The sequence below is a fragment of the Pectinatus frisingensis genome (genome assembly GCF_014076555.1).
In the GTDB taxonomy this organism is placed as follows: domain Bacteria; phylum Bacillota; class Negativicutes; order Selenomonadales; family Selenomonadaceae; genus Pectinatus; species Pectinatus frisingensis.
Genome location: NZ_CP045424.1, coordinates 1,113,894 through 1,132,927, shown reverse-complemented (window position 1 = coordinate 1,132,927; position 19,034 = coordinate 1,113,894). Strand labels below are relative to the sequence as shown.

General features: G+C 37.5%; 15 protein-coding genes. 7 read left to right on the top strand and 8 right to left on the bottom strand.

Annotation, left to right across the window (positions count from 1 at the left end; all coding sequences use genetic code 11):
* Nucleotides 1-41 precede the first annotated feature (41 nt).
* The 8 genes from glgA to F8M42_RS05255 all read right to left on the bottom strand — a co-directional run bounded on the left by glgA (nucleotide 42) and on the right by F8M42_RS05255 (nucleotide 11,368).
* The gene (gene glgA, locus F8M42_RS05290; protein WP_182188301.1) at nucleotides 42-1,490 is read right to left on the bottom strand and encodes a glycogen synthase GlgA; all 1,449 of its coding nucleotides are present in this window, start codon (nucleotides 1,488-1,490) and stop codon (nucleotides 42-44) included.
* A complete protein-coding gene (gene glgB / locus F8M42_RS05285; protein WP_182188300.1) occupies nucleotides 1,484-3,577 on the bottom strand; it encodes a 1,4-alpha-glucan branching protein GlgB in 2,094 nt (697 codons plus the stop codon). The genes glgA and glgB overlap by 7 nt, the downstream gene beginning before the upstream one ends.
* 30 nt (nucleotides 3,578-3,607) lie before the next feature.
* Nucleotides 3,608-6,058 carry a glycogen/starch/alpha-glucan phosphorylase gene (locus tag F8M42_RS05280; RefSeq protein ID WP_182188299.1) on the bottom strand — a complete coding sequence of 817 codons (2,451 nt, stop codon included), beginning with the start codon at nucleotides 6,056-6,058 and terminating at the stop codon, nucleotides 3,608-3,610.
* 74 nt (nucleotides 6,059-6,132) lie between these two features.
* Entirely contained in the window at nucleotides 6,133-7,239 is a 1,107-nt protein-coding gene (gene glgD / locus F8M42_RS05275) for a glucose-1-phosphate adenylyltransferase subunit GlgD (protein WP_182188298.1), read from the bottom strand.
* Between the two features lie 19 nt (nucleotides 7,240-7,258).
* Nucleotides 7,259-8,416 (bottom strand): glucose-1-phosphate adenylyltransferase, encoded by a 1,158-nt coding sequence (locus F8M42_RS05270; protein WP_182188297.1) that lies wholly within the window; start codon nucleotides 8,414-8,416, stop codon nucleotides 7,259-7,261.
* Between the two features lie 149 nt (nucleotides 8,417-8,565).
* A complete protein-coding gene (locus F8M42_RS05265) occupies nucleotides 8,566-9,195 on the bottom strand; it encodes a CYTH domain-containing protein (protein ID WP_182188296.1) in 630 nt (209 codons plus the stop codon).
* Between the two features lie 92 nt (nucleotides 9,196-9,287).
* Nucleotides 9,288-9,632, bottom strand: coding sequence for a hypothetical protein (locus F8M42_RS05260; RefSeq protein WP_182188295.1), 345 nt, complete (start codon nucleotides 9,630-9,632; stop codon nucleotides 9,288-9,290).
* A 14-nt stretch (nucleotides 9,633-9,646) separates the two neighbouring features.
* A complete protein-coding gene (locus F8M42_RS05255; RefSeq protein WP_407672854.1) occupies nucleotides 9,647-11,368 on the bottom strand; it encodes an ABC transporter ATP-binding protein/permease in 1,722 nt (573 codons plus the stop codon).
* A 105-nt stretch (nucleotides 11,369-11,473) separates the two neighbouring features.
* On the opposite strand from F8M42_RS05255, the gene F8M42_RS05250 reads away from it, so the two are divergent.
* The 7 genes from F8M42_RS05250 to murD all read left to right on the top strand — a co-directional run bounded on the left by F8M42_RS05250 (nucleotide 11,474) and on the right by murD (nucleotide 19,027).
* Complete coding sequence (locus F8M42_RS05250) at nucleotides 11,474-12,133, top strand: hypothetical protein (RefSeq protein ID WP_182188294.1); 660 nt, start codon at nucleotides 11,474-11,476, stop codon at nucleotides 12,131-12,133.
* A 152-nt stretch (nucleotides 12,134-12,285) separates the two neighbouring features.
* Complete coding sequence (gene rsmH / locus F8M42_RS05245; protein WP_182188293.1) at nucleotides 12,286-13,221, top strand: 16S rRNA (cytosine(1402)-N(4))-methyltransferase RsmH; 936 nt, start codon at nucleotides 12,286-12,288, stop codon at nucleotides 13,219-13,221.
* Between the two features lie 90 nt (nucleotides 13,222-13,311).
* A complete protein-coding gene (gene ftsL, locus F8M42_RS05240) occupies nucleotides 13,312-13,695 on the top strand; it encodes a cell division protein FtsL (protein ID WP_182188292.1) in 384 nt (127 codons plus the stop codon).
* 96 nt (nucleotides 13,696-13,791) lie between these two features.
* Nucleotides 13,792-15,300 (top strand): UDP-N-acetylmuramoyl-L-alanyl-D-glutamate--2,6-diaminopimelate ligase, encoded by a 1,509-nt coding sequence (locus F8M42_RS05235; RefSeq protein ID WP_182188291.1) that lies wholly within the window; start codon nucleotides 13,792-13,794, stop codon nucleotides 15,298-15,300.
* Nucleotides 15,301-16,674 carry a UDP-N-acetylmuramoyl-tripeptide--D-alanyl-D-alanine ligase gene (locus F8M42_RS05230; protein ID WP_182188290.1) on the top strand — a complete coding sequence of 458 codons (1,374 nt, stop codon included), beginning with the start codon at nucleotides 15,301-15,303 and terminating at the stop codon, nucleotides 16,672-16,674.
* A 3-nt stretch (nucleotides 16,675-16,677) separates the two neighbouring features.
* Nucleotides 16,678-17,649 carry a phospho-N-acetylmuramoyl-pentapeptide-transferase gene (mraY, locus tag F8M42_RS05225; RefSeq protein WP_182188289.1) on the top strand — a complete coding sequence of 324 codons (972 nt, stop codon included), beginning with the start codon at nucleotides 16,678-16,680 and terminating at the stop codon, nucleotides 17,647-17,649.
* Between the two features lie 16 nt (nucleotides 17,650-17,665).
* The gene (gene murD, locus F8M42_RS05220; protein ID WP_182188288.1) at nucleotides 17,666-19,027 is read left to right on the top strand and encodes a UDP-N-acetylmuramoyl-L-alanine--D-glutamate ligase; all 1,362 of its coding nucleotides are present in this window, start codon (nucleotides 17,666-17,668) and stop codon (nucleotides 19,025-19,027) included.
* Nucleotides 19,028-19,034 lie beyond the last annotated feature (7 nt).

Below are 19,034 nucleotides of genomic sequence, written 5' to 3'. Positions count from 1 at the left end.
TAATAAACTGATTTTCATACTATATCAGCTGACAGGAACCGTTAAGAATTTTCAACTGACAGTGCCTGATATATTCTTACATACTGCTTAGCAGAATTTGCCCAACTGAAATCGGCTGTCATCCCGTTAGCTATTATACGGCGCCGTAAAGTGATATCACCATATTTTTCCAGCGCCCGTTTTATAGAAAACAAAAGTTCATGGGCATTATAACTTTTGAAGACAAATCCATTACCGGTATTTTTATAGCTATTATAAGGGATAACTGTATCACGCAGCCCCCCCACTGAATGTACAATTGGTATACTGCCATACCGCAAGGCAATCATCTGTCCAATGCCGCAGGGTTCATAGCGTGACGGCATTAAAAAAAACGAAGAAGCAGCATATATTTGATGCGCCAGTTGATTATCAAAAGTAGTAGTGATAGATACCTTTTTGGGAAATCTCCATTGCAGTCCATGAAACCACTCTTCATATTTATAATCACCGGTTCCCAATAAAATAAACTGAACATTTTCATACTGTAGCAATTCATCTAATATCCGCATTAGCAAGTCTATTCCCTTTGCCTCAACCAAACGGGAAATAAAAGCGATAATCGGTGTCCGCCGGTTTATCGGCAGCCCCAACCTTTTTTGCAATAATACTCTGTTGGCCATCTTTCTTTCCAGCACATTATTGATATTGTACGGTGCATATATATATTCATCAGTTACCGGATTATATTCCTCGTAATCTATTCCATTGACAATACCGGTGAGAGTATCGCTGCGGCTGCGCAAAATACCGTCCATTTGTTCACCGAAATAGGCATTTTGTATCTCCTTTGCATATGATTTGCTCACTGTTGTCAACTCATCAGAATAAATCAATCCTCCCTTCATAAAATTAATAGCATCGTAAAATTCCAAATCACCATTGGAAAAATATTTGTAGTCTAATCCCAAGACGTCTTCTAGCATATACGCCGGAAAAATCCCCTGATATTTTAAATTATGAATCGTAAAAACAGTCCTTATATTTTTATATAGCTTATCATTCATATAATTTAATTTTAAAAATACACTGATGAGGCCTGTCTGCCAGTCATTTAAATGTATTACATCCGGCCAAAAATCAATAACGGGCAATACTGCCAACACAGCCCGGCAAAAAAAAGTAAACCGTTCAGCATCATCATCATAACCATAACACTGCCCGCGCTTAAAATAATACTCATTATCAATAAAATAGAAAGTAATGCCATTATGCTTTAGCTTTTCTATACCAAGGTATTTTTCCCGCCATGCAACATTGATACTGCCATCATATATATGTTTCATCTTACTGCTGTATTGATCAGGAATTGTATTATATTTAGGCAGTATAACGCGAACATCAATGTTCTGCTTTTTTAATTCTTTCGGAAGCGAACCAGCCACGTCACCCAATCCACCTGTTTTTACAAACGGTGCTGCCTCCGATGCAACATAAAGAAGTTTCAGCATGATAAAGAGCCTCCTTTAATATTAGGTTGGTGCATTTTATCCTTGACACGCTTATATAACCGAGCCTTTAATTTAGCTATTTTCCGTTTAGGAACGCCATGCAGTTTTTTTACTTTTTCCCGCTGCGGTTTATCACCTGTCTCATATTTCATCGTCAGATTTTTCCGGCTTATGAATTCTTCATAGTCAATTTCATTCAAATGAAGATAAACAGCTGCTAAAGGAGGAATTGTCAAAACAAGTGATTTATCAAAACCGTTCCATGCTGTATTCTCAGTCACGATTTTCTGGCTGTTCATTACTCCCGATCCGCCGAAATCAACACAATCACTGTTGAATATCTCTTCATAGACTCCTGCGACAGGCACACCAACACGATAATTATATCTGACTTCTGGCGTAAAATTACAAATAACAAATATAAAATCGTTGCAATCCCGTGACTTTCGCATGAATGCAACAATACTGTTTTTACTATCATCACAATTAAGCCATAAAAAGCCATTCCAATCAAAATCGACCTGCCATAATGCCGGTGATTGTGTATAAAGTTTATTCAAGCTCTGTGAATAATGCAACATTTTTTTATGCATTGGATATTTTTCAGTCAGATGCCAATCGAGACTGTCATTATAATTCCATTCAATGAACTGACCAAATTCACCGCCCATGAACAACAATTTTTTCCCGGGATGGGCAATCCAATAAGCAAAAAGCACACGCAATCCGGCAAATTTCTGCCAATAATCTCCTGGCATTTTTTCTATCAAGGAACATTTTCCATGCACTACTTCATCATGCGACAACGGTAGAACAAAATTTTCCGAAAAAGCATACATCAAAGAAAATGTAATTTTAGAATGATGCCACTTTCGATATAAAGGGTCGAGACTGATATAAGCAAGAATATCATTCATCCACCCCATATTCCACTTATAATTAAATCCCATTCCTCCCATATATACAGGTTTACTAATCAGCGGCCACGAAGTAGATTCTTCAGCGATCATTAAAGCATCAGGATAATATTTAAAAACTGTTTGATTAAGTTTTTTAACAAAATCTATTGCCTCAAGGTTACCATTACTGCCATATTTATTAGGAAACCATTCCCCGTCCTGTCGCTCATAATCAAGATACAGCATATTAGCGACAGCGTCTATCCTAAGCCCGTCAATATGATATTCAGTAAACCAAAACAATGCATTAGAAATTAAAAAACTCTGCACTTCAGTTCGTCCATAATCGAAATTAGTAGTACCCCACTGACGATTTTCACTGCGCTGTGTATTATCAGATTCATATAAATTACGTCCATCAAAATTTTTAAGGCCATGTGCATCATTGCAAAAATGACCCGGTGCCCAATCCATTATTATGCCAATGCCATTTTGATGTGCCGTATCTATTAGGAATCTCAGATCATCAGGTGTTCCGAAGCGGCTGGTAGCCGCATAATAACCAGTTGCCTGATATCCCCATGAACCATCAAAAGGATGTTCATATAATGGTAAAAATTCAATATGTGTGTAATGCATGTTTTTAACGTAATCAATCAAACTAATCGCTGCATCACGATAGGAAATATAATTGCCATCCAATGTCCGCCGCCATGAACCCAGATGTACTTCATAAATAAGCATTGGAGCATCATAAGAAGGGTTCACCGGTTTATCTTTCTCCCACTTTGCATCCTGCCATTGGTATTTATCCATATCATATAAGCGTGAAGCCGTGTGAGGTGGTTTTTCGGCATAAAAGGCATAAGGATCAGCTTTATACAATACTTCGGCTCCGGTATCAGGCACAATAGCATATTTATATATACTATCATCCGGCAGGTCAGGAATAAACGTATACCAAATTTCACCGTCTTCTAATTTTACCATGGGATTAGCTGACTTATCCCAATTATTAAAATCACCGACGACACTGACTGCTGCCGCATGCGGAGCCCACACCACAAATCGGACGCCGGGAATATTATTTTGCTGCGTAAAATGAGCTCCAAATAATCCATATGAATAATAATTCGCCCCTTGATGATATAAATAAATGTCATATGGTTTTAATTCTGAAATTATCATATTCTATTCCTGCCTCCTTATTAATAAGATTTATTGTGCAGGCAACTTTATAGGCTGTACATCCCAAATGTCCCTGGCATATTCCATTATTGTTCTATCACTGGAAAAAATACCTGAATGGGCGATATTCATTAAACTGGACTCAAGCCACCCTTTCGTATCACGGTATTTTTCATCAATTGTTTTATGGGCATTGCAATATGCCGGAAAATCCTTAAACACAAAATATTCATCATTACTATTAAATAAATAATTATAAATGTCACGAAAACTACCATTATCGGTAAATTTCCCCGCCAATAATTGATCAATTACTGTACGTATAGCCGGAGTATGATTATATTCCTCCCAAGCCGAATAGCGGCCATTTTTATAATAAGACAGTATTTCATCCGCATTAAGGCCAAAAATAACACAATTATCAGCACCGACGGCATCGAGTATCTCTACATTGGCTCCATCAAGTGTCCCTAAGGTAATTGCACCATTCATCATAAACTTCATATTGCTTGTACCGGATGCCTCCTTACCGGCTGTAGAAATTTGTTCGCTTACATCAGCTGCCGGAAATAATTTTTCAGCTAAAGATATGCCATAGTTTTCCAAAAAAATTATTTTCAGCTTTTGGTTAGTTCGTTCATCCGCATTGACTATTTCAGCAACGGTATTAATAAGTCTGATTGTCTCCTTAGCTATATGATAACCGGGAGCTGCCTTCCCGCCAAAAATGAACGTATGAGGAAATACATCCATCTGCGGATTATCACATAATTGATTATATATGTACATTAAATGAAAAATATTCATTATCTGCCGTTTATAAGAATGAATCCTTTTTATTTGAATGTCATATATAGAAAAAGGATCTATAGCAATGTCGTACTTATTTTTTATAAAGGCAGCCAGCCTGCTTTTATGCAACTGTTTAATCTGCTGTAATTTATCCAGTGCCGCCATATCATTTTTAAACTCGAGTAATTTAATCAACTGGCTGGGATGAGTCTTCCATTCCGGTGTTATTAATTCATCAATCAACGCTGTCAATTCCGGATTAGCTGCCATAAGCCAACGACGATGTGTAATGCCATTAGTCTTATTATTAAATTTATGCGGATAATAATCGCTAAATTGTTTCATACTGTAATTTTTTAATATATCAGAATGAATCTTGGCCACGCCATTCACACTATGACTGCCAACTATTGCCAATCGGGCCATATGAACCAACCCATCTTGTAAAATAGAGTATTTAAACAGCATGTTATCTATATTAGGATAACGCTGGCGAACATCCTGCAAAAACCGTCGGTTGATCTCTTCAATAATCATATAAATACGCGGCAGCAATGGTCTGAACATATCAATTGACCACGTTTCCAACGCTTCCGGCATAATTGTGTGATTTGTATACGACATTGTCCTGACCGTTATATCCCAGGCACTTTCCCATGGTATATTTTCATCATCAACCAGTATACGCATCAATTCAGCGATAGCCATAGCCGGATGAGTATCATTTATATGTATGGCAACTTTTTGTGAGAACATGGTTATAGGCAAATGTAATTTTTTATAGGAACGAATAATGCTCTGCACTCCCGCAGAAACCAAAAAATATTCTTGAGTAAGCCGCAGCAATTTGCCTTCGTTAGAACTGTCATCAGGATACAGACAGCTCGTTATTGCTTTAAGCTGATACTGGAATTTTAACTTTTCCTGCAGCTGTTCATGTGTAAGAGCACCGCTTTCCGAAAAGTTTTGACTGAATTCCGCGTTCCATAAACGCAGCGTATTGACAACATCATTATGATAGCCGACAATTGGAACATCATAAGGTACTGCGGATACTACAGTATATTTTTCATGAACCAGCTTTAGACTGCCGTCCGGCATATTCTTCATATATGCATTGCCGCCAAAATGGATATTTATTTCTTTTTCCGCCTTACGATATTCCCAGGCAAAACCGTTTTTTAGCCAATTATCAGGAATTTCAACCTGATTTCTATTGATTATCCGTTGTTCAAACAAACCATACTGATAACGAATACTGCAGCCGTGACCTGCTATTCCCAAAGATGCCATGGAGTCAATAAAACATGCCGCTAAACGACCAAGACCACCATTGCCTAATCCGGCATCCGGTTCTTCTTCAAACAATTCATTAAGATCAATCCCAAGGTCCTTCATCGCTGAATAACATATATCACCGATGTCAAGATTCATTATATTACAATTCAGCAAACGTCCTAAAAGAAATTCAATAGAAAAATAGTATACTTGTTTTTCCTGATGTTCTGTATAATATCTATTGCTTTTTATCCAATTTTCACTTATATACTGACGGATAGTATTTACTAATGCCTGATATAAATTAACTTTAGGCAGCTCTTTTATATCACGTCCGAACAATATTGTGGCCGTTTGTAAAAACAAATGCTCAAATTGATTTTTTTCTTCTAATGCCTTATTTGGCAACATGTCATTAACACCTCTCATATAGGATTATTATTATTATCCGCCAGCACTGCAACGTATAAGAATAAATTTCCAGATCAAATCACTGTGTTTTTTTCTATTATGAATGGATAGTCATCTGCCCCCTTAAGCACCTTTTTTACGTCTACCATAACATTTTTATCACAGATGACATTTTCAATAAACGCATTTTCTTTGATCCGGCAACCCTGCATGATAATACTATTTTTTATCCGGGCACCCGCGTCCACTTTTACATTACGAAAAAGAATACTGTTTTCAACTTGACCTTTCAACACGCACCCGTTTGATATCAAAGAATTGCTCACATGTGCATCTGCCTTGTATCGGGCCGGCACATCATCTTTTATTCGTGTGTAAATAGGAAATTTGTTGAGAAATAATTCATGCCAAATCTGCGGATTAAGTAAATCCATGCTAGTGTGATAATAATTGAGTGTAGAATTAACGATAGACACATAACCATTATGACAATAGCCGTAAATATTATATTTTTTTTGAGTCCGCATTATGCCATCAAGCAAAAAGTCCGAACCACCGCGTTCATAAGTATATTTAACTATATCCATAAAAATTTTTTGTGACATTAAATATATATCCATAAATACACTTGCATTATCATCGGCCACTGGTTGATTAGCTATATCAGTCACCAATCCTGTTTCTTGTGTCTGCAAAACAGTACATGGGGAAAATTTTTTCTGTGAATTTTTATAATAAAGCATTGTTATATCAGCCTTGGTATTTTGATGAAAACGCAGCACATTATTAAAATCCATATTGAATACACTCCGGCTGCCTGATAACAGTACATAATCATAAACATTACGATGCATAGCATCCAAATTCTGATAAAGTGTACGCAGTTCAGATGGATGTGTCCTGCTATTTGTATCGAGTGGTGTCATATAATAAAGTCCTTCATGTCGACGAGCCAAGTCCCAATCCTTTCCCGAGCGTAAATGATCGAGAACCGATGCTGATTTATTGGGTAAAATTATCCCTACCGATACTATTCCTGAATTCACCATACTGGATAAAATGAAATCAATAATTCTGTACCTGCCGGCAAAAGGTATTGTGGCTATGGGACGTATTTTAGTAACTTCTTTTATGAGGTCATTATCTTCATGCAAATTTATTAAGCCCGTAACATGATTCATTTATAATTCCTCCAGTAAATCAACCAACTTGTTTATTTTCTTCATCCGGTGCCATGACAAGCTTTCCTTCTGCAATAACTACAATAGAACCATCTTCAGAACAAATATGACAATTATCGGTTATTTCACAATTCTGGGCAATGATAGCCTTTTCCACCACAGAATTTTCACCTATACTGCTAAACGGCATTATTATCGAATTTATTATTTTAGTTCCCTTGCCAACATGTACTCCGGGAAAAATCACCGAATTTTCAACATTTCCCTCGATAAAAGCTCCGCCGCTTATCAACGAATTTTTTATTTTAGCTCCGGGAGCAACAAAATGCGGTGGCAGCGACGGATTAGCCGAATAAATGCGCCATGTTCCACCCAGATCAAGAGATGGTTTTTCTTTCAAAAGATCCATATTGGCTTGCCACAAACTTTCAATAGTACCCACATCTTTCCAATATCCATCAAAGGCATAGGAGAATAAGCGGGCGTTATCTGCCAACATTTTTGGAATAATATTTTTACCGAAATCATGCTCTGATAAATTATCGGCAGAATCCTTTTCCAAGTACTCTTTTAATATTTTCCAGCTGAAAATGTATATACCCATTGATGCCAGATTACTTTGTGGTTTTTTAGGTTTTTCTTCAAAGGCTGTTATTCGTCCTGTTTTATTCGTACTCATTATGCCAAAACGCGTAGCTTCCTTCATCGGGACTTTAATTACACCAATTGTTGCATCAGCTTTATTCATCTTATGTTCTTCCAGCATCCATGAGTAATCCATTGTATAAATGTGATCACCCGACAAAACCAATACATATTGCGGATCGCAGGTTTCAATAAAATTTATATTCTGATAGATTGCATCTGCCGTACCCTTGTACCAATCCGCCCCTTTTTCTCTTGTGTACGGTGGTAATATATATACTCCGCCATTTTTTCTATCTAAATTCCAAGCTTCGCCTGTACCCAGATATGTATGCAGCTCGAGTGGTTTATATTGTGTCAATACTCCCACTGTTTCTATACCGGAGTTGGAACAGTTACTGAGCGGAAAGTCAATAATACGATATTTTCCACCAAATGGTACGGCAGGTTTGGCAATTTTTTTCGTCAGTTCTCCCAGACGGCTGCCTTGTCCACCTGCCAAAATCATTGCTAGACATTCGACTCTTTTCATAATAATTCCTCCTCAGTAGATAATAATTCTCTTTTAATTGCATTGTTTAATTAAGTATGGTAATTGTGATTTATGAGAAAAAACATTATATTAGTATATTTATACAATTCTGGATTAAGCTGATAAATCCTGCCTGATAAAAAATGTTTTTACTGAAATTTAATCAATTTCAACCCACGGGAAAATTTACTTGACACATTTGATGATAAACGAAATTTATTAATAAATTTTTCAGCCAATTCAACAGCATCTGATTCCCGACCATACTTCAATTCCAATTCCATTTCACAAATAGGTGTATTTTTTACACCGGCATAAATAAATCCCTGATCTATTACCAATTCTATTTTTGATGTATTATAAAATATAATTGATTGGTGCCGTAAAAAATTATTGGTGACAATAGGCGAAAGTGTCATATTTTTTATATCAGGAATAATATTGTGAAATATTGCCATATCGGCAAATGTATTTAGATTGGGTTGTATAGTTTGCACCACTCGATTGATTTCAAAGCGGCGGTGCAGCATTTCACTACCGGTGTCTGTTCCTTTTATGGTAGCAACACATAAATTATTTTCTTTTCTCACCCGGTAAACAATCTTATTTCTGGTTAGCAGCAGGTTATCAGTATCATAATAATATGCTGACATATGAAAATTAAATATTTTCCCTGGTCGGTAAAGCCCTGCCGTAAATTTATTGAGCTCATCAATTTCATACTTATCTTGAATTTGCAGTTTTATTTCTATTTCCTCATTCTTTTTGGCGTTTTTCATATTATTTTCTTCACCCTTGTATAAAATTTATCAGGCTAAATCGCTTTATTGTAAATATATAAAACGTTTTAGCCTGATGTTTAAAAACTTTCTTATAGAAATATGAGAATAATTGAACCGACAAACAATGTTAAACTTAATGATTTAAGGGCTGAACGTATAGTTTCAGCATTATTTTTTGCCAGTGGACAGATAAAATATTGTATTATCCAGACCAGAAAAGATGCACTAAGGAAAAAAGCGGGGATATCAGTAAATAAAATACTATATAAAAGCAATAGTATCGCCAGCAATGAAGCTGTTGACTGTCCTTTGGTAAAATGTTTTCTCTCAGGTCCGACCTGTTTGATTTTACACGTCCGCTCTGCCCGATCACAATCATTATATGCTTTTTCTGCTTCATCAAAATCTTTTTGTGTAATTTTTTTATAAATCATCATCATGCCTCATTTTATAGACAAAATAATTCATAACGGCCCGAACCGGTCAGTTTAAGCTGGTATCTGTGATATTGCAAAAGTGTAGAATGATGCCCAACACTTATAATTGTAATATTTGGCAACTCAGTTTTCAACATTTTATACAGACGGGCTTCTGTAATTTCATCCAAAGCTGATGTTGCCTCATCTAAAAATACCCACTCCGGTTTTTTCAAAAGTATCCGGGCAAAAGCCAAGCGCTGCTGTTCACCCAGCGATAAAATACAACTCCAATCATCAGACTTATCTAACTGACTGATAAATTTCTCAAGTTCACACAAACTTAGCACATGCTCTTCATAAACTGCTGACGCAGCCGACTGCGTTTGCGGATAATAAAGAGCCTGCCGCAGTGTGCCAAGCGGTAAATAAGGTTTCTGCGGTAAAAACAATATCTTGTTTTGCTGCGGCAGGCCTATCTTACCGGCAGCAAACGGCCAGATTCCGGCTAAAGTGCGCAGCAAAGTACTCTTACCGCAGCCGGAAGCTCCGGTTATTATCAAGCTTTCTCCTGCCGGCAGTCTTATATTCAAATCACTAATAAGAGATTTCCCTTGCGGCAAATTAACTGTCAACCCACTTATCTCCAAATTGGCCGCTGTGCTTTTTTCCACGGGTGATTCAATTTTTTTAATTTCACACATATGCTCAGTAAAGCTACCCAACCGACGAATAACTGAAGACCATTGTGCAATATCAGTATAAGAATTCACTAAATAGGACAATGCATCCTGAACCTTACCAAAAGCAGTCAGCGTCTGAATAAGCCAGCCGATTGGCATCATTTCACCAAAATAGCGCGGTGCGGCAATTAATATTGGTAAAATAATAGCCAGTTGTGAATAACTCACCGTCATACCGGTCAATATTTTTTGCCGATTCATTATCTGCCGAAAATTATTAATCACAAAAATAAATCGATTTTTAAAATTAACTTTTTCTGGTTGTTCCCCCTTATAAAAAGCAACACATTCGCTGTTTTCCCTGATACGCATCAAAGAAAAACGAAAATCGGCTTCATATTTTTGCTGATTAAAATTCAAGCCAATCAATTGATGCCCCACCTTATGAGTCAATAAAGTGCCAATTATTGAATAAATAATTGTTACCCATACCATAAAGCCGTATATCTGCACCGTTTGTCCATTAAAAGAAAATGAAAATGATCCTGACAACTGCCAAAGCATTGCAATAAATGCAATTAACGTCACTAATTGTTTAAACAATCCTATTCCCAAATTCAATGTCAAATTGACAAAAAGATTAATATCTTCTTGTATACGCTGGTCTGGATTATCTGTATCCCTTATTGCAGATTGCAAACGATAATAGGTCTGGTTCTCCAGCCACGCATCCAAATAATGCGCAGTCATCCAGGTACGCCATTTTATCTGAAGCATTTGCTGCAGATAAAGTGCATATACTGCCAATAATATGAACAGGAATGCTAAAAAGCTAAATTTACCTATAGACTGCCAAAAGTTTTGGTAAGAATAATTTTGTAATATAGTATAAAATTCATTATACCAGCTGGTCAACAGTAATAAAATATAAACTGAAACCAAATTCATTACGATTACTGCACTCAATAAACCACGAGCCTTCCATTTTTCCTTTGACTGCCAATAATCTTTGAACAAAAAATAAAAAATCCAGGCTGATTTTTTTATACCATATTTATCATATATTTTCACAGTATAGCCTCCGATGGCTTGAAATAAAATATGGTTAAAAGTATAATAAAAAAATAAACTTATTGCAACGTGTTATCATCAGTAAAAACAGGGGTAGATATATCGATGAACTACATTTTTTTACTTGCAGTGACTTTCTTATTGATTATAGTCCTTTTGTATGCCGGTTACCGCTATTTACCACAAAAGCGCATATTTTGTATATTTGCAGCTATTGTATTAGTTTGTGTATCTTCCATTATTTGGTTCAGCAGCCGATATCCACAGCAAAGCAAAGTAACCGATTCTCAAAAGATGCAGATTTTAAGTGAACAGCCTTTTTTTGTGACATGGTATGAATCATATAAGCAGAATATTGATGACATTGACCGTGTTTGGAGCCGATACAACAACAACCTCAACAGATTCTCCCAAGATGATGTATCATTGAGGGTTTTAACAGAAAACTTGATTAAAAATCAGGCTGATATCATCAGTTTGCAAAAAAAGCTTGCAACAGCACTGCCACCCCAGGAATTATCCGATACAAATTATAAACTCAGTTATGATGTTTTGGAAAAAACCAGATCATATTTAGCAGCACAAAGTGAAACTATAACCGCATCTGTGCAACTGCTTCAGTCGCCCGAATTTTTAAATCAACCACGCGATATCCAGTACAAGCAGCTTGACAACATCCGCATATTAAAATCTCCGGTTAATTTGAATATTTCCCCGGATATATCCAGCATAAGAGATAATCTCATTTTGCCTGATTTATCCTGAGTATTGCTGTCTTATAGTCATATAAATAAAAAACACAATTATTTATGAGATTTTTTTTATTCATACAGGATTATTATTATCTGTCATAGAATATAAATCAAGATGCACCAAATTTCATTATTGTATTACAAACGAACGGAGGAATTCACTTAGTGGAATTTCATCATATAAGTGTCATGGCTGATGAAGTCATTAGGGGATTGAATATAAAATCAGACGGAATTTACGTAGATTGCACACTTGGCGGTGCCGGTCATGCTTCACGCATTGCATCGCTTCTGGGCAAAAATGGAACTTTACTGGGAATTGACCAAGATGAGACAGCCGTGGCGGCAGCTAAAGAAAAATTAGCCTGCTGTATCTGTCATACAATAGTAGTACATGACAATTTCAAAAATCTGACTGCCATATTAGCTCGGGAAAATATAACCGGAGTCGATGGTTTTTTATTTGATCTGGGCGTATCCTCTCCACAAATTGATGATGCTGAACGGGGATTTTCCTATATGCATGATGCTCCGCTCGATATGCGCATGGATCAGCATGAATCGCTCACGGCATACGATGTAGTAAACAATTACAGTGAACTGCATCTTACCGATATTTTCAAAAAATACGGTGAGGAACGCTGGTCTAAAAGAATTGCCAAATTTATTATACTATATCGGCAGGAAACACCTATAAAAACGACTGCCCAATTAGTTGATATAATCTGTCGGGCCATTCCGGCAGCAGTCCGCAGAAACAATCCCGGTCACCCGGCAAAAAGAATATTCCAGGCCATTCGCATTGAAGTCAATAATGAGCTTGGTATACTGAAAAAATCGTTTGAATGTGCCGTTGAACATTTAACTCAGCATGGCCGGTTAACTGTAATTACCTTCCATTCATTGGAAGACCGCATTACCAAACAGACCCTGAAACTCATGGCAACAGGCTGCATCTGTCCACCGGATTTACCAATTTGTATCTGTGGACATAAAAGGCAGATACGTTTATGCGGTAAAGCCCTGACACCTTCCGAAACGGAATTGATCGATAATCCACGCTCCAAAAGTGCAAAACTACGCATCGCAGAGAAATTATAAAACATTACTTAAAACTAACATCAATAAGGCACTCAGCATCCTAACAATGTTCTTTCACACTGTCCAATAAATTATTTGGGGGCACGGACAATGGTAAAATATACTTACGGCAATTTGGCAGAAAAATCATCTGAGGCAAAACATTCCTCACCAACAGATTCTGCCTTTCACAGCCGCCGACGCAAAAAAGAAAAAATTCAACTGAACACAAAATGGCGGGCGCGCTGCTTGTTTTTAGTCATTTTGATTTCAGCCATGGGCATGTTCATCACTTTCCGTAACGGTCTGGCTGCACGGCAAGGCTATGACCTTGTCAAAGCAAAACAATCCGTTGCCACATTGGAAAAAGAAAATGCCCGTTTGCATTTAGATATTGCCAGTTTAAAATCACCGGAACGAATAAGGTCGATAGCTGTTGGCAAGTTAGGAATGATCCTGCCGCCGCAGGTATATTTTGCCGACAAAAAGCGCTGATTTATAAATTTGTGGAGCTGTTTTTTTACAGCTCCTTTTTAGTTCTTTGATAATCTGCTATAATATATTTGTTTTGTAAAAATAGGAGGTATTACCATGCATAAGGCTGTAACTGACTTAATAAAAAAACTCAGCAACGCTACAACTATAAATACCACAGACATAACAGGCATAGATATAAGCTCACTGGAATGTGACTCCCGTAAGGTACAAAAAGATTCACTTTTTTTCTGTATAAAAGGTGCAACCGTAGACGGTCATGACTTTGTCGAACAGGCCATAAAAAACGGCGCATCAGCCATAATAGCTGAACATGATGTTGCTGTACCAGACAGCATAGTAAAAATTATCGTTCCTGACACACATAGGTCCATGGAAGAAATAGTACCATACTTTTATGATTATCCCAGTAAAAAAATGCGTCTGATTGGTGTGACCGGAACAAATGGAAAAACAACCATCACTTATATAATACGCTCTATTTTGCGTAAAGCCGGTTACAAAACAGGCCTTATCGGTACAATAAAAATAATGGTTGAAGATGAAATATTGCCGATACACAATACAACACCGGATATCATTGATTTGCAGCATGTTTTATATCACATGCAAAAAGCCGGCATGGATTATGTAGTTATGGAAGTTTCCTCTCATGCGCTGGCTCTAAATCGTGTAGCTGGCTGCGAATATGACACGGCTGTATTTACTAATCTGACACGCGATCACTTGGATTTTCATAAAACATTTGAAAATTATGCCTTGGCAAAAGCTAAACTTTTTTCTTCTTTGACAGCAAAAAGCAACATAAAACAAAATAAAACAGCCATAATAAATATTGATGACCCCTCCAGCAACATCATGTGTGAGCATACCAAATGCCGTTTATTCACTTATGCCATACATAAGGACGCCTCATTAAAAGCTTGTAATATTAATATCCACGCTAATGGAATGGAATTTTCTCTGCGGGGCAGCCTGACAGATATAACTTTGCACTTAAATATAACCGGTATGTTCAATGTATACAATGTAATGGGTGCAATAGGTGCCGCTTTAGCTGAAAATATTGAGCTGCGGTTCATCACTGCAGCTCTTGAAAAATTTCACAGCGTTCCGGGACGGTTTGAATTGATTAGGGCAGGACAAGATTTCTCTGTCATTGTCGATTATGCACATACTCCGGATGGTTTGGAAAATGTTTTAAATACAGCCCGACAAATTACCACCAAGCGTTTGATAACAGTATTTGGCTGCGGTGGTGATCGTGACCGTACTAAAAGACCCATTATGGGAAAGATTGCCGCTGAAAAATCCGACATTGTAATTGCAACATCCGACAATCCGCGCAGTGAAGATCCGGAATTCATTTTATCAGAAGTTGAAAATGGCGTTATACCCGCTTTACACGGTAATTTTCATGAAAAAATAACTGATCGTAAAAAAGCTATATATCGGGCTATAGAACTTGCCAAAGCAGGTGACATCGTTATGATAGCCGGTAAAGGCCATGAAAACTACCAAATCTTAAAAGATAAAACGATTCATTTCGATGACAAAGAAATCGCCATAACAGCCATAAAATCAAAGCTTGCGGGGGAATTATAATTGCCGGCATTTACATTAGCACAACTAAAAAAATACACTGACTGTAAAATCTTGCAACAAACCTGCACCAAATTTACCGATATAAGTACTGATACACGCAGCATCACTCCCGGTATGCTGTTTTTGGCACTAAAGGGAGAAAATTTTGACGGTCATGATTTTCTTGCCCAGGCTTGTGAAAAAGGAGCCATCGGTCTTATCATTTCAGATAAAACCAAATTGCCTGCCAATGTTACCAAAAAGTCTACTATTTTACTTGTTAATAACACACTTGACGCTTATTTAGACATAGCCGGAGGCTGGCGCGACCAGTTCTCTCTACCTGTAATCGCCATAACCGGTTCGAACGGCAAAACAACCACTAAAGATTTGACAGCGGCTGTTTTATCCGAAAAATATTCTGTCTTAAAAACATTTAAAAATTTCAATTCTGAAGTAGGCATAGCTTTGACACTGCTTTCCATTACACCTTCTTATGATATGGCGGTGGTTGAAATGGGCATGCGCGGTCTCGGTCAAATAAGACGTTTGGCAAAAACTGCCAAGCCGGATATAGGAATTATACTTAACGTTGGTAATACCCATCTTGAACTATTAGGTTCACAGGAAAATATTGCCCGGGCAAAGGGAGAATTAGTCGAAGCAATAAAACCACAGGGTACCGTAATTTTAAATGTTGATAATACATACACCGCAGCAATGGCCTCTATGACAACCGCACATATAATAACATTTGGTATAAAAAATTCAGCTGATATCATGGCAGAAAATATAACCGTTCATTCCAATAATAAAACGACTTTCACTTGTAAGCTGCTTAATGAAAATCTCCAGTTAACAATACCGCTTATTGGAGAACATAATGTCTATGATTCATTGGCCGCAATTGCGGCTGGCTGCGCCATGGGAATGACACCACTGGAAATAAAGGCAGGTCTGCAAAAATTTCGACCATCAGGGATGCGTTTCGAAATAATAGCCATGCATGGTTATACTGTTGTCAATGATGCGTATAATGCCAGTCCGGCATCGATGGCTGCCGCTTTAGATAGTTTAATGTCAATGACTGCACAAAGACATATAGTGGTTTTTGGCGATATGAAGGAACTTGGTGAAATTGAACGTACCGCCCATGAACAAATCGGACTTTTATGTGTCCAAAAGAAAGTTAATGTCCTATTAACTTTAGGTCCATTAGCCCGCTATACTGCTGAAACAGCTGCGCACTATGGCCTTAAAGCGGTCTATAACTGCAGTTCGCATGCCGATGCAGCAACAAAATTAAAAGCTATACTAACTGCCGGTGATGTAGTTTTATTTAAAGGTTCACACAGCATGCAAATGGAAAAAATAATAAATTTATTGGAGACGTAATAAATGATGGTAATAATTTATCCTGTTTGGGCAGCAATATTATCAGCTGCAGTAGTTCTTTTATGCGGACCAAAATTGATCCCTGAACTGCATAAATTAAAATTTGGTCAAAGTATCCGGCAGGAAGGGCCTAAAAGCCATCAGATAAAATCAGGCACACCCACTATGGGCGGAATTATAATTGTCCTCGGCATACTGGTTGGTACATTGACTTTTGCCCACTTGACTGTGGAAATTTTATTAGCCTTATTGATAACTTTAGGGTATTTTATAATCGGTTTTATTGACGATTATATAAAAGTCGTATTAAAACGAAATTTAGGCCTGACGGCACGGCAAAAATTTCTTGGTCAACTGATAATTGCTCTATTGGCAACATATCTTGGCATCCATTACGGTGTGCTGGATATGAAACTATGGTTGCCATTACTGAATATTAATATAAATCTGGGTTTCTTCTACTATATCCTAATATGGCTTGTATTAGTCGGAACCACTAATGCCGTAAATTTGACCGATGGTTTGGATGGTCTGGCTGCCGGTTCAGTAGCAATAACCTCGTTTGTCTATGCACTTATTTGTCTATATTTTGTAAAATTTGATTTAGCCATACTTTGTTTATCCTGTACCGGAGCCTTAGTCGCATTTCTAAAATTTAATAAGCACCCTGCCCAAATTTTTATGGGTGATACCGGTTCACTCGCCCTCGGTGGAGTTATCTCATCAGTCGCTATCCTGACACATACAGAAATCCTATTAATATTAATTGGCGGTTTATTTGTCATTGAGGCATTATCAGTTATAATCCAGGTTGTTTCCTTCCACTGCCGTCATGGAAAAAGAGTCTTTTTAATGAGTCCATTGCATCACCACTTTGAATTAAAAGGTTGGCCGGAAGTCAAAGTGGTAAGAAACTTTTGGCTGATCAGCGCACTGTGTGGTTTTTCAGGTTTGATCATATTGTTACTAAGTTGAGAAAGAAGATAATTATATGGACTTAAAAGATAAAAAAATTGTTATAATAGGCGCCGGTATAAGCGGAATTGCCGCAGCTAAGATAGCAAAAAAGTCAGGTGCATCTGTAATCATAAGTGACACCAACACTGCTGATAAAATAAGATATGATTTATCTGAACTAAAAAATCTCGATATCCGTGTTGTGCTGGGGAAACAGACTATAGATCTGCTAAAATCTGCCGATTATGTACTTTTATCACCAGCCGTGCCGTTATATACACCTTTATTTAAGCAAGCAATGGATATGGGTATAAAAATAATGAGTGAGATTGAATTTGCATGGCATTTGGCTAAAGCACCAATTTATGCAATAACGGGAACAAATGGTAAAACTACGACAACTACTCTATTAGGGCTTCTGATGAAAAAACATTGCCATAATGTCGGTGTCGGCGGCAATATTGGCGTACCGCTGTGTGATGAAGTATTACGTGTTGGCGCCGATGGCTGCACAGTAGCTGAAATATCAAGCTATCAGCTGGAAAGTACAAGTGCTTTTCATCCACATATAGCAGCTGTCCTCAATGTCACACCTGATCACATAGTTCGCCATGGTTCCATGGAAACCTATCAAAAAACCAAGGAAAAAATTTTTGCAGACCAGACAAAAAATGATTTTCTCGTACTTAATTTTGATGATTTACGTACCCGGGACATGGCTGAACGAGCTGACAGCACTGTTATGTTTTTCAGTCGCAAAACCAATTTATCCGAAGGAGCTGTTGCTATAAATGGCAGCTTAGTAGTAAAATGGCAAAATAAAGTGTATGATGTATGTCAGCTTGATGAAATAAAAATAAAAGGCAGCCATAATATTGAAAATGCGTTGGCTGCCACTGCAATGGCTTTTTTGGCGGGTGTCGGCATTGAACAAATTGCACAAGTGCTGAAAACCTTTCCTGGTGTTGAGCATCGTATCGAACCTGTCAGAATTCTTAATGGGATTCATTATTATAATGATTCCAAAGCGACTAATACAGACGCTGCTGTAAAAGCCCTGGAATCTTTTCCCAATCACATAATATTGATTGCCGGCGGACGTGATAAGCAAACTGATTTAACTGACTTTATGAAATTAGTAGCAGAACGTGTGGATAAGTTAATACTGCTGGGAGATGCCGCCGATCGTTTCAAAGCAGCGGCTATAGCCAATGGATTTGCTGCAGAAAACATCTCAATGGTTGGTTATTCTATGTCTGAGGCGGTTAAAACAGCCCACAGCCTTGCCCACATTCCCCAGACAGTATTACTCTCTCCGGCCTGCGCAAGTTTTGATATGTATGACGGCTATGAGGCACGCGGCAAAGATTTTAAAAAAATTGTAAAAGCACTGTAATAATTAA

Excerpts from the sequence above, each read along its gene's own strand:
- glgA (WP_182188301.1), bottom strand. The coding sequence starts at position 1,490 with ATGCTGAAACTTCTTTATGTTGCATCGGAGGCAGCACCGTTTGTAAAA.
- glgB (WP_182188300.1), bottom strand. The coding sequence starts at position 3,577 with ATGATAATTTCAGAATTAAAACCATATGACATTTATTTATATCATCAA.
- F8M42_RS05280 (WP_182188299.1), bottom strand. The coding sequence starts at position 6,058 with ATGTTGCCAAATAAGGCATTAGAAGAAAAAAATCAATTTGAGCATTTG.
- glgD (WP_182188298.1), bottom strand. The coding sequence starts at position 7,239 with ATGAATCATGTTACGGGCTTAATAAATTTGCATGAAGATAATGACCTC.
- F8M42_RS05270 (WP_182188297.1), bottom strand. The coding sequence starts at position 8,416 with ATGAAAAGAGTCGAATGTCTAGCAATGATTTTGGCAGGTGGACAAGGC.
- F8M42_RS05265 (WP_182188296.1), bottom strand. The coding sequence starts at position 9,195 with ATGAAAAACGCCAAAAAGAATGAGGAAATAGAAATAAAACTGCAAATT.
- F8M42_RS05260 (WP_182188295.1), bottom strand. The coding sequence starts at position 9,632 with ATGATTTATAAAAAAATTACACAAAAAGATTTTGATGAAGCAGAAAAA.
- F8M42_RS05250 (WP_182188294.1), top strand. The coding sequence starts at position 11,474 with ATGAACTACATTTTTTTACTTGCAGTGACTTTCTTATTGATTATAGTC.
- ftsL (WP_182188292.1), top strand. The coding sequence starts at position 13,312 with ATGGTAAAATATACTTACGGCAATTTGGCAGAAAAATCATCTGAGGCA.
- F8M42_RS05235 (WP_182188291.1), top strand. The coding sequence starts at position 13,792 with ATGCATAAGGCTGTAACTGACTTAATAAAAAAACTCAGCAACGCTACA.
- mraY (WP_182188289.1), top strand. The coding sequence starts at position 16,678 with ATGATGGTAATAATTTATCCTGTTTGGGCAGCAATATTATCAGCTGCA.
- murD (WP_182188288.1), top strand. The coding sequence starts at position 17,666 with ATGGACTTAAAAGATAAAAAAATTGTTATAATAGGCGCCGGTATAAGC.